General features: G+C 69.7%; 12 protein-coding genes. 7 read left to right on the forward strand and 5 right to left on the reverse strand.

All coding sequences use genetic code 11. The annotated features are described in order from the left end of the window. Positions 1–54 precede the first annotated feature (54 nt). Genes pap through CAL24_RS22590 form a run of 3 tightly spaced genes read left to right on the forward strand, consistent with a single transcriptional unit; the run spans position 55 to position 2,460 of the window. Positions 55–1,524 (forward strand): polyphosphate:AMP phosphotransferase, encoded by a 1,470-nt coding sequence (pap, locus tag CAL24_RS22580; protein WP_094807982.1) that lies wholly within the window; start codon positions 55–57, stop codon positions 1,522–1,524. Positions 1,525–1,540: 16 nt separating this feature from the next. Further along, a complete protein-coding gene (locus CAL24_RS22585; protein ID WP_028354387.1) occupies positions 1,541–1,999 on the forward strand; it encodes a GNAT family N-acetyltransferase in 459 nt (152 codons plus the stop codon). Continuing rightward, entirely contained in the window at positions 1,996–2,460 is a 465-nt protein-coding gene (locus CAL24_RS22590; protein WP_028354388.1) for an HIT family protein, read from the forward strand. Before CAL24_RS22585 ends, CAL24_RS22590 begins: the two co-directional genes overlap by 4 nt. 246 nt (positions 2,461–2,706) lie before the next feature. Here the strand turns inward: CAL24_RS22590 and CAL24_RS22595 are convergent, their stop codons facing one another. Both CAL24_RS22595 and CAL24_RS24190 read right to left on the reverse strand, forming a co-directional pair. Continuing rightward, entirely contained in the window at positions 2,707–4,875 is a 2,169-nt protein-coding gene (locus CAL24_RS22595; RefSeq protein ID WP_051439406.1) for a phosphocholine-specific phospholipase C, read from the reverse strand. A gap of 58 nt (positions 4,876–4,933) precedes the next feature. Continuing rightward, a complete protein-coding gene (locus CAL24_RS24190; protein ID WP_155808184.1) occupies positions 4,934–5,095 on the reverse strand; it encodes a hypothetical protein in 162 nt (53 codons plus the stop codon). A gap of 147 nt (positions 5,096–5,242) precedes the next feature. On the opposite strand from CAL24_RS24190, the gene CAL24_RS22600 reads away from it, so the two are divergent. Beyond that, complete coding sequence (locus CAL24_RS22600) at positions 5,243–6,058, forward strand: HAD-IIA family hydrolase (protein ID WP_051439407.1); 816 nt, start codon at positions 5,243–5,245, stop codon at positions 6,056–6,058. On the opposite strand, the gene CAL24_RS22605 is transcribed toward CAL24_RS22600, so the two are convergent. Both CAL24_RS22605 and CAL24_RS22610 read right to left on the reverse strand, forming a co-directional pair. After that, on the reverse strand, positions 6,045–6,878 hold the full coding sequence (locus CAL24_RS22605) for a MurR/RpiR family transcriptional regulator (protein ID WP_094808120.1): 834 nt from the start codon (positions 6,876–6,878) through the stop codon (positions 6,045–6,047). The two genes, CAL24_RS22600 and CAL24_RS22605, sit on opposite strands and share 14 nt — an antisense overlap. A 135-nt stretch (positions 6,879–7,013) precedes the next feature. Then, positions 7,014–8,237 (reverse strand): NnrS family protein, encoded by a 1,224-nt coding sequence (locus CAL24_RS22610; protein ID WP_094807983.1) that lies wholly within the window; start codon positions 8,235–8,237, stop codon positions 7,014–7,016. A gap of 254 nt (positions 8,238–8,491) precedes the next feature. On the opposite strand from CAL24_RS22610, the gene CAL24_RS22615 reads away from it, so the two are divergent. Further along, positions 8,492–9,508 (forward strand): amino acid ABC transporter substrate-binding protein, encoded by a 1,017-nt coding sequence (locus CAL24_RS22615; RefSeq protein WP_028354393.1) that lies wholly within the window; start codon positions 8,492–8,494, stop codon positions 9,506–9,508. A gap of 43 nt (positions 9,509–9,551) precedes the next feature. On the opposite strand, the gene CAL24_RS22620 is transcribed toward CAL24_RS22615, so the two are convergent. Continuing rightward, positions 9,552–10,070 (reverse strand): hypothetical protein, encoded by a 519-nt coding sequence (locus CAL24_RS22620; RefSeq protein ID WP_094807984.1) that lies wholly within the window; start codon positions 10,068–10,070, stop codon positions 9,552–9,554. A gap of 221 nt (positions 10,071–10,291) precedes the next feature. On the opposite strand from CAL24_RS22620, the gene CAL24_RS22625 reads away from it, so the two are divergent. Together CAL24_RS22625 and CAL24_RS22630 are read left to right on the forward strand one after the other, a co-directional pair. Continuing rightward, the gene (locus CAL24_RS22625; RefSeq protein ID WP_094807985.1) at positions 10,292–11,056 is read left to right on the forward strand and encodes a uracil-DNA glycosylase; all 765 of its coding nucleotides are present in this window, start codon (positions 10,292–10,294) and stop codon (positions 11,054–11,056) included. Positions 11,057–11,329: 273 nt separating this feature from the next. Further along, positions 11,330–13,120, forward strand: coding sequence for a DEAD/DEAH box helicase (locus tag CAL24_RS22630; protein ID WP_051439408.1), 1,791 nt, complete (start codon positions 11,330–11,332; stop codon positions 13,118–13,120). Positions 13,121–13,136 lie beyond the last annotated feature (16 nt).

The following is a 13,136-nucleotide window of genomic DNA, read 5'->3' on the forward strand; positions in this document are numbered from 1 at the left end:
GCCAATATCCCGCAACATCGATGCATCGCCGCCGGGCCTTGCACGCGTTGCCTCATGTTCGCCGAAGCGCAATCCGACCCTTCCCTGTCCAAAGAGGCCTATGAAGCCCAGGAAGCGCGGCTGCGCGTCGCCTTGCTCAAGGCGCAGTACGAGCGCCTCGAACGCGCCGAGCGCGCGCTGCTGATCGTGGTGGCCGGCATCGACGGGGCCGGCAAGGGCGCCACCATCAACCTGCTGAACGAATGGATGGACCCGCGCCATATCCAGACCCTGGCGTTCGGCCCCCCCGAGCCCGACGAGCAGGAACGCCCGCCCATGTGGCGCTACTGGAACGAACTGCCGGCCAAGGGCCGCACCGGCATCGTGTTCGGCTCGTGGTACGTGCCGCTGCTGCTCGAGGCCGCCCGCAAGAAGCCCCGCCAGCGCCGCATCGAGGCGCACGCCGAGGCCATCCGCCGCTTCGAGGCCGTGCTCTCGGCCGACGGAGTGCAGATCATCAAGCTGTGGTACCACCTGTCGGACAAGGCGCAGGCCGAGCGCACCGAGCGCCTGCTGGCCAGCCCCGAAACCGCCTGGCAGGTGACGCCGGCCGACCGCAAGGTGCGCAAGAAATACGACCGCCTGTGCGATGCCGGCCGCCTGGCCATCGGCCTGACCAACGGCGCGCACGCGCCCTGGGTGGTGATCCCCAGCGCCGACGACCGCCTGCGCGCCGTGCGCACCAGCGAAGCGGTGCTGGCCGCGCTGCGGCAGCGCGCCGCGCCGCGCGTCGATCCGGCCTATGCCGGGCCGCCCGCGAAGCCGGCGCGCGGCGCCCGCCGGCTCGAGCAGCTCGACTACGACGCCCATATCGACAAGGACGACTACGAAACCGTCCTGGGCCTGCTGCAGGGGCGCCTGGCGCGCGCCGTCCGTTCGCCGGACTTCCGCCGGCGCAGCCTGGTCCTGGTGTTCGAAGGGCAGGACGCCGCCGGCAAGGGCGGCACCATCCGGCGCGTCACGCATGCGCTGGACGCGCGGCAGTTCGACATCACCCCGGTCAGCGCGCCCGCCCGGCACGAACTGGCGCGCCCGTATCTGTGGCGGTTCTGGCGCCGCCTGCCCCGACAGGGCCGCATCGCCATCTTCGACCGCTCCTGGTATGGCCGCGTGCTGGTCGAGCGCGTCGAGGGGCTGGCCGCGCCGGCCGCCTGGCGCCGCGCCTATACCGAGATCAACGATTTCGAGCGCCAGCTGGCCGAGCACGGCGCCATCGTGCTGAAGTTCTGGCTGGCGGTCACCGCCGACGAACAACTGCGGCGCTTCCGCGAACGCGAACAGTCGCCGTTCAAGCATTTCAAGATCACGCCCGACGACTGGCGCAACCGCAAGAAGTGGCGCGAGTACGGCGCCGCGGTCGACGACATGCTGGCGCGCACCGACAGCGCCCACGCGCCCTGGCACGTGATCCCGTCCAACGACAAGCGCTACGCGCGCGTGCAGGTGTTGCGGCATATCGTCGCCGCCCTGGAAGATTCCCTCTGACCCTCCGGTTCTGCCCATGAAGCCCGCCAAGCCCTCCGCCGATATCCGCCCTGTCGTCTCCGCCAACTTCGAAGTCTGGCTGCCCCTCTGGAAGGGCTACCAGGCCTTCTACAACGTCGACATTCCCGACGCAGTCACCCGCAGCACCTGGGAACGCTTCCTGGACCCGGCCGAGCCCATGCACGCCGCGCTGGCCTATGACGGCGGCCGCGCCGTGGGCATGGTGCACTGGATCCTGCATCGCTCGACCTGGACGGCCGGCGACTACTGCTACCTGCAGGACCTGTTCGTGGCGCCGGACGTGCGCGGCGGCGGCCACGGCCGCGCCCTCATCGAGCACGTATACGCTCAGGCGCGCGCCGTCAACGCCGCGCGCGTCTACTGGCTGACCCACGAAACCAACCATACGGCGATGCAGCTGTACGACCGCATCGCCGACCGGCCCGGGTTTGTGCAGTACCGGAAGGTCCTGTGAGCGCGCGCGACCCCGACTGCCCCCTGTGCCGCGAAGACGGCGGCGACCTGCTGTGGCAGGGCCCGCACCTGCGCGTCATCGAGGTGCCGGATGCCGACTACCCGGGTTTCACCCGGGTCATCTGGAACGCCCACATCCCGGAGATGACCAGCCTGTCCACCCACGGGCGCGAGCTGCTGATGCGCGCGGTCTACGCCGTGGAACAGGCGCAGCGCGACATCCTGGCGCCCGACAAGGTCAACCTGGCCTCGCTGGGCAACATGGTGCCGCACCTGCATTGGCACATCATCCCGCGCTGGCGCGGCGACCGGCATTTCCCCGACGCGGTATGGGCGCCGCCGCGCGTCGCCCCCGGCGCCGAACCGCCGGACTGGCACGCGCGGCAAAGCCGCATCCAGCAACTGCTGCCGCGCTACCGCAACCGGCTGGCCGAAGCCATGAACGCCTTGTTGTGGCATTGAATACAAAGGCCCGGCGCCGCTTGGCGCATGGAGGTGTCTGACACCCCATGGAGCACCCCGGGCCGGCAACGAGCGTGGCAAGGGGTGTCAGACACCTCGGTTCTCCCGGGAAGGTGTCTGACACCCCATGGAGCACCCCGCGCCGGCAACGGGCGCGGCAAGGGGTGTCAAACACCTCGGCCCCCAGGGAAGGCGCCAGACACCTCGATCCCCTGGCAAGGTGCCTGACGCGCCGGTCCCCGCAGGCTAGAGCGTGGTCGCCATGGCCGGGTCGCTGATGCCGTGCTTGCCGGTTTCCAGCCGGCCGGCGAAGCGTCGCTCGACGCCGTCGGCCACCAGCGTGAAGTCGTACCAGTTGCCGCTGTCGGCCAGCGTCCAGTGCTGCTCGGCCACGCCGCCGGCCGGCACGTCGAGCTGCCACGGGCCGTCGCCGCGATACGCATTGGCCTGCAGCGTCACGCTGGCCGGCGCGCTGCCGGCATTGGCCACCTTGGCGTACACCGCGCCGTTCTGCACGTCGTAGCAGACCTGCGCCTCCACTTTGGCGCCGGTCGCGCCGTTGCCGCTGAACGTGCGCACGAAGCCGTTGGTGCTGTAGACCCACAGGTCGTAATCGCCGCCGTCGGCGGGCGCGTCCCAGTCGTCTTCCAGCAGCTTGCCGGGCTCGACGGTGTAGCGGCGGGGGATCAGGTCCAGGTGCTTCTTGTCGTACACATGGAACACCGCGCCGACCGTGCCCGTATTGCTGAACAGCAGCGTCACGCGGCCGTCCTCGCCCACCCTGGCGCTGACGTGCAGCTCATACGGCAGTGCGCGCGAAGGGCGGGTGCCGGTTTCCTGGAACAGCGCCTGCGGCGTCGCCGGCGGATCGGCGCGCGGCAGGGTGCGCTGCTGGGCCTCCTGCGCGGCGTAGTCGCCATTGTCGGGCAGCACCGGGAAGGACGGATCGTTGGGGCTGGCGAAGTCGAAGGCCGAGGTCAGGTCGCCGCACACGGCGCGATGCCAGGGGCTGATGCTGTCGACCGTGATGCCGAAGCGCTTCTCCAGGAAGCGGCCCACCGAGGTGTGGTCGAACACTTCGGAACTGACCCAGCCGCCGCGGCTCCACGGCGAGATCACGTACATCGGGACGCGCGGCCCCAATCCCCACGGGCGCGTGGTGCCGCTGATGGTGTCGTCCTCCTTCAGGTACCGGCGGCCGGGGTCCGAGAAATACTCGCCGTCCAGCGGCACCGTGGACTTGCCCATCAGCTTGCCGTCGGCGTCGTACGACGGCACGGCGGGCGGCGGCAGGTGGTCGAACAGCCCGTCGTTCTCGTCGAAGGTGATGAAGAACACGGTCTTGCTCCACACCTCCGGGTTGGCGGTCAGCGCATCCAGCACGCGCGAGATGTAGTCGGCGCCCTGCGAGGTGCTGCCGCCGCCGCTGGGGTGCTCGGACACGGCCGGCCAGGGCAGCACCCAAGAGACCTGCGGCAGGGTGTTGTTGCGCACGTCGTCGGTCAGGTCCTCAAGGCTGTAGTGCTTCATGCCCTTTTCATACAGCGGCGAGCCGGGCTCGGCGGTGCGGAACGATTCGAATGCCAGGCCGCCGTGCATGGCGCCGGTCCAGTTGTTGTTGGGGTCCTGATAAAAGCGCCAGCTCACGCCGGCTTGCTCCAGCAGGTCGGGCAGCGTCGGCCACTTGAACGACGAGCCCTGGTAGGTGTAGCCCGGTTCGGGCAGCGCCCCGGTGATCCAGCAGCGCAGATTGTTCGGCTCGGAATCCGCATCGGTGCAGTTGATGCCCTGGCGGCCCAGCTCGGGGTTGAAGTTCGAGCCCGACCAGAACACGATGCGATTGGGATCGGTGCCGGTGGTGATCGAACAGTGATAGCCGTCGCAGATGGTGAAGGCTTCCGCCAGCGCGTACTGGAACGGGATGTCGTTGCGGCGGTAGTAGCCCATCGAATGCACGTTCTTGTACTTGGGCCAGAAGCCGAACTTGCCCTGGTTCCAGGCCGCCTGGGAATCCGAAAACGAGTGCGGCGTGCCCGGCACGAAGATGGCGTTCATCGACTCGCGGTCCAGGTGGTACGGCGGCACCTCCTTGGTGCCGTCGGACTGGAACCACACCGACTTGCCGCTCGCCAGCGGGATCGGGAACCGGTCGCCGAAGCCGCGCACGCCCCGCATGGCGCCGAAGTAGTGATTGAAGGCGCGGTTCTCCTGCATCAGGATCACCACGTGCTTGACGTCCTGGATGGTGCCGGTTTCAACCGCGGCCGGGATCGCCAGCGCCCGCTGGATCGACGCGGGCAGCATGGCGGCGGCCGACAGGGCGCCCATGGCGCCGGCCGATTTGCGCAGGAAGTCGCGCCGGTTCGCATTGCGGGGCGCGAGGTCGCCGGCCGCCGGGGGGAAAGGCTTGTTCATGGAGGTTCTCAGGCTGGAAGGGGAACGGTGGACGAGGCTGGCCGCGGCGGCAGCCGGCTCAGGGCGCGCAGCGCAGTTGCGGCGCGGGGGTTTCCGGCGTTTCGGGCTGCTGCACCGGCGGATCGTCATCGTCGTCGCTGCCGCTGCCGCAGGCGGTCAGCAGACAGAACAGCAGGCTGGCCGCCAGCGCGGCCCAGGGGCGGGAAGAAAGCGCATTCATCACGGGTCCTCGTGCAGTGGGAGTCGTCGATGGATGGCAGCTTAGGTAGCCAACATGACAGCCGAATGAATAGATTTCAAATATTGTTTATTACAAATTGAGCGTTACTCAGTTACACTGCGCGGGCCTTTTCTGCCGACGCATTGCATGTCCACCTACGCTGCCCCCGCCCTGCCCCGTCCCGCGCCATTCCGCCCGTCCGCCACGCCCTGGCACGCCGGGCGCTCCAGGCTGATCCTGGACCTGGACGGCACGCTGATCCGCGAACACGAACCGATCGACGGCGCGCACGCGTTGCTGCAGGCATTTCGCGGGCGTTTCGCCATCGTCTCGAACAACTCCACGCACACGGCGCGCCAACTGGCCCGGCGCTTGCGCGGCATGGGCCTGCCGGTGCGCGCCGCGGACCTGGTGCTGGCGGGGGAACAGATGGTGGAGTACCTGCGCGGCCACCATGCGCAGGCGCGCATCCTGATGTACGCCTCTGCGGCGCTGCGCCGCCACGCGGCGGCGCGCGGCTGCCGGCTGGTCGAGCGCGATGCGCACATCGTGGCGCTGGCCCTGGACAAGCGCTTCGGCTATGCCGCGCTGGCCGACGCCGCGCACGAGTTGGCGCGCGGCGCGCGCCTGGTGGTGAGCAACCCCGACCTGACGCACCCGGGACCGGACGGCCGGCAGGTGCCGGAGACCGGCGCCCTGCTGCAGGCCGTGCGGGCCTGCGCCGGCGTGGCGTCCTGGCATATGGTGGGCAAGCCAGAGCCGGCCATGTTCGAGGAAGGGCTGCGCCGCCTGGGCGGCGCGCCGCACGACACCCTGGTCATCGGCGACAACCCGCTGACCGACGGCGCCGGCGCCGCGCGCGCCGGCCTGCCCTGTCTGCTGCTGGGCCACGACGCGGGCGCGGCCGCGGCCACGCCCGCGCAACTGCTCGCGCTGGACGACGCCCCGCTCAGTAGCGCTTGAGCGACAGCACGTTGAAGGTGCGCTTCAGGGTGTCGACCGACTTGTCGTAGTTGGCCAGCGCCAGGCAGGCGATCAGCGCGTCGATGATGGCGAGCTGCGCCAGCCGGCTGGTCATGGCCTCGGTGCGGAAGCGCGTCTCGCGCGCCATGGTGTGCAGCAGCACATCGGCGAAGGGCTGGATCGGCGACTTGCCGAAGTTGGTGATGCAGATGGTGCGCGCGCCGGCCTCTTTGGCCAGGCGCGTGGCCAGCACGGTTTCGTGGGTGCTGCCCGAATGCGAGATGGTCAGCACGGCCACGTCGGGCCCGGTCAGCGACGCGCTGATGGCCTGCACGTGCGAATCGGTGACCGCGGTGGCGTTCAGGCCGATGCGCAGCATCCGGTAGTGCGCGTCCTCGGCGATGGTGGCCGAGCTGCCGATGCCGTAGATCTCGATGCGGCGCGCCTGCGCGAGCAGCCGCACGGCCTGTTCCAGGGCCTGTGTGTCGAGCACCGAGGCGGTTTCCTGCAGGGCCTGGATATTGCTCTGGAAGATCTTGCCCACCACCGTGCCGGCGCTGTCCTCGGGCGCAAGGTCTTCGTGGATGTACTGCACTGGCCGGACGATTTCCTGCGCCAGGGCGATCTTCAGTTGCTGGAAACCCGTGGCGCCCACCATTTTGCAGAAGCCGATGACGCTGCCTTCGCTGGACTCGGTTTTCTCGGCCACTTCGCTGACCGACATGTGCACCACCTGGGCGGGGTGCCGGATCACGAATTCGCCGATGCGCTGCGTGGCGGGGCCCATGGACGACAGCAGGCTTTCGATGCGCGCCAGCATGGCGGGCGGCGCCGCATGGGTGGCGGGAGCTTCGGCGCCGGAGGCTGCGGGCTTCTTGGTAGTGGCCATGGCGTGACAATCAGGGGAGCGGCCATTCTCTCACAGCCACATGACGCGCCGCCACGCCGGCGGTATTCAGCCCGGCCGGCCGTCCACTCGCGGACGCGCCAGCCGGGGCGCGTAGGCCAGCGCGTACAGCGTGAAGCCCAGCACCCAGCACAACGCGGCGCCGTAGAGCCAATGCAGGAAGCCGGCCGGCCAGACCAGCGGCCCCAGCACGCGCAACACGGCGGCGGCGACGACCAGCCAGTAGGCCGCGACCTCGGCGCGGCCCGCCGCCAGCCGCCGGCCCGTATGGCCCAGCGCCGTGCGGGTGATCATGGCGATGATGGCCGTGCCCACCACGCCCACCGCGAAGGCGTGCTCTGCCACGCCGGGCATCACCCAGCCCAGCGCGCTGGCTGCCAGCAGCAGGAAGCTGACCGGCAGCCAGGCGTACGCCAGGTGCAGGATCCACAGAATGGGCCGGTTGCCCACCGCATAGCCGCGCCAGCCCGCCACCCGCACCGCCAGCAATGCGCCGGCCAGCGCAGCCAGCGGCGCCATCAGCCAGCCGGGCGCGGCCAGCACCCAGGCCAGCAGCGCCAGGATGGTCGCCCCCAGGATGGGTTTGCCCAGCCCGGGATACGACTTCAGGCGAAAGCCGGGCACGGCATTGGTCGTGAACATGGGCAGCACGCGCGCGCCGATCACCACCACGAACAGCACGGGCAGGGCCAGGCCCGCCACGCACACGCGCAGCGCCAGGCCGGGTTCGCCCAGCCAGGCGCAGGCATGAAAGAGCAGGTTGACGGCGCCGTACACCCACAGCGCGAGGGCGAGCGGGTAATTGCGGCGATTGCCCGCGCGCCGCAGCACGCGCGTGAAGGCCAGCGCCGCCAGCGGCAGGAACAGCCCGTCGAGCAAGGTCGCCAGCCACAGCGGGCCGGACCACATAGCCACGCGGCCGGCCAGCCACAGCGCGGTCAGGGCCGCCAGCGCCGGGCCGGCCGGCGTGTCGACGCCGGTCCAGGCGCGGCCGGCGGTAAACAGAAAACCCACGACGATCGCGGCGGCGAAGCCGAACACCATTTCGTGCGCATGCCACAGCAGGGCCAGGCCCATGGCGCCGGCGCCCGGCGGCGGCAGCAGGCCGGCCAGCTGCCCCGCCCAGACCGCCACCGCCACGGCGGCGAACAGCGCGCCGCACAGGTAGAAGGGCCGGAAGCCCAGGGCGAACAGGGCCCAGCCCGAAGGCGGCGCTTGCCGGGGCTCGGCGGGCCGGTGCAAGGAAGAAGGAGAAAGGGGGATCTGGACCATGGCTGTCGGACAAAAAAATGGCGCCGTGCGGATGGGCACGGCTGTGCACGAGTCTACCCGCGCGGCGCAACGCCAACGGCCATCGCGCCGATGTCGGCGGCCTATTACGCAAATGTTTGCGCTTCCGCAAAATGCCTGGTCGCGTATATCTTACGACGATCAGGTTATTTGGCGAGCCGCGACGGGCTGGCTAAGCTGTCGGGCTCCGGAATGCGGCCGGCGCTGTGGCGGCCGCGCTTATGGGGAAGCACACCATGAAGATTGCAAGAACATTGATCGGCGCCGCCCTGCTGGCCGGCGCCATGGCCGGCGCGCAGGCCGCCACCCTGGACGTCGTGCGCGAACGGGGCGAACTGCGCTGCGGCACCACGACCGGCTTTGCCGGCTTCTCGGCGCCGGACGCCAAAGGCGTATGGCGCGGCCTGGACGTCGACCTGTGCCGCGCGATTGCCGCCGCGGTGTTCGGCGACGCCGGGAAGATCAAGGTCGTGCCGCTGAATTCGCAGCAGCGCTTCACGGCGCTGCAGTCGGGCGAGGTCGATGTGCTGACGCGCAACACCACGGTGACCCAGCAGCGCGATACGGCGCTGGGCATCATCCATGCCGGCATCAATTTCTACGACGGGCAGGGTTTCCTGGTGCCCAGGTCGCTGGGCGTGAAGCACGCCACCGAGCTCAATGGCGCGACCATATGCCTGCAGACCGGCACGTCCAACGAGAACACGCTGGCCGACTGGGCGCGCGCGCACAAGGTGGAATACAAGCCGGTGGTCATCGAGACCTTCAATGAAGTGGTCAACGCCTTCGCCTCGGGACGCTGCGACGTGTTCAGCACCGATGCCTCCGGCCTGGCCTCCATCCGCATCTCCAAGCTGCAGAACCCCGACGACTACCTGGTGCTGCCCGAGATCATCTCGAAAGAGCCGCTGGGGCCGTTCGTGCGCCAGGGCGACGACGCCTGGCTGAACATCGTGCGCTGGTCGCTGTCGGCAATGATCGAGGCCGAGGAATACGGCATCACCTCCGCCAACGTGGACCAGCAGACCAACAGCGCCAACCCGAATATCCGCCGCATCCTGGGCGTGACGCCGGGCGCCGGCGCCAACATGGGCCTGGACGAAAAGTGGGCCTACAACATCATCAAGCAGGTGGGCAACTACGGCGAGAGCTTCGACCGCAACGTGGGCGCCGGCAGCCCGCTGAAGATCGAGCGCGGGCTGAACGCGCAATGGCGCGATGGCGGCCTGATGTACGCGCTGCCCATACGCTGAAGCCGGCAGCGCGGCGGCTGGGGGGAATTGAACCCCCCGCCGCTCAATTGATGCTGTAGCCGCGGCCCTTGAAGCACGCGCCCATGGCGCGGCTGTACGATTCGGTAGCGACGCCGGTGGTGTATTCGCTGATGTTGTCGGGGTCGAAACCGCTCTGGTTCATGGCCCAGCGGCGGCATTCGGCGCGGTCGCGCGCCTGCTGGGCATCGCTCTGGCCCTTGGCCGGGTAGGCGATGACATCCAGGCTGGACGAGGCCGCAATGCGCGGCGTCGAATACGTGACAGTGGGCGCCACGTAGGTGACGGGCGGGGCGGCATAGACCGGCGCCGGGTAGGCCACCGGCGGGTAGTACACGGGCGGCGACACATACGTGACGCCGCTGTAGCCATAGCGCGGCCCGCTGCTGAGCGCCAGCGCCACGCCGGCGCCCAGCAGCGCCGCGCCGCCCACCCACCAGCCGGAGTAATAGCCGCCATGGTAGCGGCCATGGGCCGAGGCCTGGCCGCTGGCCGTGGCCAGCAGGGCGGCCGCGACGGCCGCGCACCAAAATCGGGACTTCATGTTCGTCTTTCCTGAAAATCACTGGCCGCCGGCGCCGCGGGCATGCCGTGGAGAGAAACGCGGGCGGGAACAGCCATATGTACTTTACTCCCGCGCCGCGGGCCTGTCGCGCGCCAGGCCGGCGCGCCATGTAAAAGCGGCATCACGGCGTTTCAAGGGCGCGGCGCCCGGGCCGGGCCGCCATTGGAAGAACGGCGCCGCGGTATGCAAAAATCCGGCCCATGCCTTTTGACAATCGCTTGCAGAAAAATTCCCTGGCCGCGCAGGCCGCCCAATTGCCGGCCGCCTGGCAAGCGGCGTTCCAGCAACCCGACGTGGCCCGGGCGCTGCGCGAGGTGACCGCCTACGTCGAGCAGCGGCTGGCCGAGGGCGCCGTGGTGTATCCGGCCACCCCGTTCCGGGCCCTGGAGGGGCTGGTTCCGGCCGAAGTGCGGGTGGTGATCCTGGGCCAGGACCCCTACCATGGCCCCGGCCAGGCGCAGGGCCTGGCCTTCTCGGTGCCCGACGATTGCAAGCGCCCGCCCAGCCTGCGCAACATTTTCAACCAGATCGCCCAGGACCACCCGGGCACGCCGCTGCCGCGCGGCAACGACTTGTCGCGCTGGACGCGCCAGGGCGTGCTGCTGTTGAACACCGCGCTTACCGTGGAAGACGGCCAGCCGGCTTCGCACGCCAGGCGCGGCTGGGAAACGGTGACGGACGCCCTGATCAGCCTGGTGGCGCGCGACCCCGCCCCCAAGGCTTTCTTGCTGTGGGGCGCGCATGCGCAAGCCAAGCAGGTGTTGCTGCCCGACCACAGTGGCCATCTGGTGCTGACCGCCAACCACCCCTCGCCGCTGTCCGCGCGGCGCCCCCCTGTGCCGTTCCTGGGCTGCGGCCATTTCGCCCAGGTCAATGCCTGGCTGGCCACCCAAGGCAAAGCCCCTATTGACTGGACCACCGAAGAAAACCAAGGGGATGTACGCCAGGGCGAATTCGGGTTATGATCGCGGCACTGCACAAATTTGTGCCGGCATTAAATCCGCGCCCTGAGTAGCACCACGCGGTCACTGACGCAGTTTGTCGGGTCAGCTTCCCGACCCCATGCCGGTCACCATCGATTCCTGACCTCCTTTCCTTTCGCCTCGCGCTTCACATACAGCGCGCCGCGCGCACGGTTGTTCCGGTCGGCCCGATGCTCCATCAACCGTCGCCCGGACCCGCCGCTTTTCCTTCGGCTCGCCTGGCACATGCGCCGCTTTGCGCGGCAAGGACAAGGTATGTCTTTCGAAACCCTGGGTCTCGCGCCCACTCTGCTGTCGGCCCTGCAAGAGGCCGGCTTTTCCGCCCCCACGCCCGTCCAGGCCGCCGCCATTCCGCAGGCCCTGGCCGGCCATGACCTGATGGTCTCGTCGCAGACCGGCAGCGGCAAGACCGCCGCCTTCATGCTGCCCGCCCTCAACCGTATCGCCGGCCAGCCCGGCAACAAGGGCGTGGGCGTGCAAGTGCTGGTGCTGACCCCGACGCGCGAACTGGCCCTGCAAGTCACCGAGGCGACCGGCTCGTACGGCCGCAATCTGCCCGGCCTGCGCACCGCCACCGTGGTGGGCGGCATGCCCTACGGTGCCCAGCTCAAGGCGCTGTCGCGCCGCGTCGACGTGCTGGTGGCCACGCCCGGCCGGCTGATCGACCACCTGAAGGCCGGCCGCGTCAAGCTGAACACCGTGCACACCCTGGTGCTGGATGAAGCCGACCGCATGCTGGACATGGGCTTCATCGAAGATATCGAAACCATCGTCGAGCGCCTGCCCGAGCAGCGCCAGACGCTGCTGTTCTCGGCCACGCTGGATGGCACCGTGGCCAAGCTGGCCGCGCGCATGATGCGCGAACCGCAGCGCATCGAAATGGCGGCCCAGAAAGAAAAGCACGCCAATATCACGCAAAGCCTGCTGTACGCCGACGACGCCAGCCACAAGATGCAGCTGCTCGACCACGTGTTGCGCGACGCCAAGCTGGACCAGGCGATTGTCTTCACCGCCACCAAGCGCGGCGCCGACGACCTGGCCGACCGCCTGGCCGACCAGGGCTTTGCCGCCGCCGCCCTGCACGGCGACATGAATCAGCGCCAGCGCACCCGCACGCTGACCCAGTTGCAGCGCGGCCAGTTGCGCGTCCTGGTGGCCACCGACGTGGCGGCGCGCGGCATCGACGTGCAAGGCATCAGCCACGCCGTCAACTTCGACCTGCCCATGCAGGCCGAAGACTACGTGCACCGCATCGGCCGCACCGGCCGCGCCGGCCGTGATGGCCAGGCCTTCACGCTGGCGACCCACGCGGAACGCCACAAGGTGCGCCGCATCGAGCATTACATCGGCCAGTCGATCACTCCGGAAACCATTGCCGGCCTGGAACCCAAGCGTACGCCGCGCCCCTATGCCGGCGGTCCCGGCCGTGGCGGCAAGCCGTTCGGCAAGCGCCCCGGAGGTTTCGGCGGCGATCGCCCGCAATCGCGCGAGGGCCGGGGCTTCCGCGCCGATGCGCAGCGCGAGGGCGGCTGGCGCGGCCATGACGCCAAGCCCCGCGAGGGCGGCTTCCGCGGCGAGTTCCAGCCGCGCGAAGGCGGCTGGCGCGGCCGCGACGAGCGCCCCGCCCGTCCGGCCGGCGAGCGCGATTTCCGGCCCGCCCGCGCCTTTGGCGAGCGCCCGCAACACGGCGACTGGCGCGCCGAGCGCGACGCCCGCCCGACGGCCGGGTACGAACCGCGCCCGCACCGCGACGGCGCCCGGCGCGGCGAGTTCCAACCGCGCGGCGAATTCCAACCTCGTGGCGAGTTCAAGCCGCGCGGTGAATTCAAGCCGCGCAGTGAGTTCAAGCCGCGCGGGGACTTCCAGCCCCGTGGCGAATTCCAGCCCCGCGGTGAATTCCAGCCCCGCCAGGCGCGCGGCGAAGGCGATTTTCGTGGCGCCGAGCGCCGTCCCGGCGGCTTCCGGCCGTCGACCAAGCCGTTCGCGCAACGCGCCGGCGGCCCGTCCAAGCACTACGGCAAACCCGGCGGCCCGCGCCGCGGCTAAACCGCACGGCAGGGGC

Origin of the sequence: Bordetella genomosp. 2 (genome assembly GCF_002261345.1) — a bacterium.
GTDB lineage: Bacteria > Pseudomonadota > Gammaproteobacteria > Burkholderiales > Burkholderiaceae_B > Bordetella_A.

Coding starts and splice junctions, on each gene's coding strand:
- pap (WP_094807982.1), top strand. CDS start 55: ATGTTCGCCGAAGCGCAATCCGACCCTTCCCTGTCCAAAGAGGCCTAT.
- CAL24_RS22585 (WP_028354387.1), top strand. CDS start 1,541: ATGAAGCCCGCCAAGCCCTCCGCCGATATCCGCCCTGTCGTCTCCGCC.
- CAL24_RS22595 (WP_051439406.1), bottom strand. CDS start 4,875: ATGAACAAGCCTTTCCCCCCGGCGGCCGGCGACCTCGCGCCCCGCAAT.
- CAL24_RS24190 (WP_155808184.1), bottom strand. CDS start 5,095: ATGAATGCGCTTTCTTCCCGCCCCTGGGCCGCGCTGGCGGCCAGCCTG.
- CAL24_RS22600 (WP_051439407.1), top strand. CDS start 5,243: ATGTCCACCTACGCTGCCCCCGCCCTGCCCCGTCCCGCGCCATTCCGC.
- CAL24_RS22605 (WP_094808120.1), bottom strand. CDS start 6,878: ATGCTGGCGCGCATCGAAAGCCTGCTGTCGTCCATGGGCCCCGCCACG.
- CAL24_RS22610 (WP_094807983.1), bottom strand. CDS start 8,237: ATGGTCCAGATCCCCCTTTCTCCTTCTTCCTTGCACCGGCCCGCCGAG.
- CAL24_RS22615 (WP_028354393.1), top strand. CDS start 8,492: ATGAAGATTGCAAGAACATTGATCGGCGCCGCCCTGCTGGCCGGCGCC.
- CAL24_RS22620 (WP_094807984.1), bottom strand. CDS start 10,070: ATGAAGTCCCGATTTTGGTGCGCGGCCGTCGCGGCCGCCCTGCTGGCC.
- CAL24_RS22625 (WP_094807985.1), top strand. CDS start 10,292: ATGCCTTTTGACAATCGCTTGCAGAAAAATTCCCTGGCCGCGCAGGCC.
- CAL24_RS22630 (WP_051439408.1), top strand. CDS start 11,330: ATGTCTTTCGAAACCCTGGGTCTCGCGCCCACTCTGCTGTCGGCCCTG.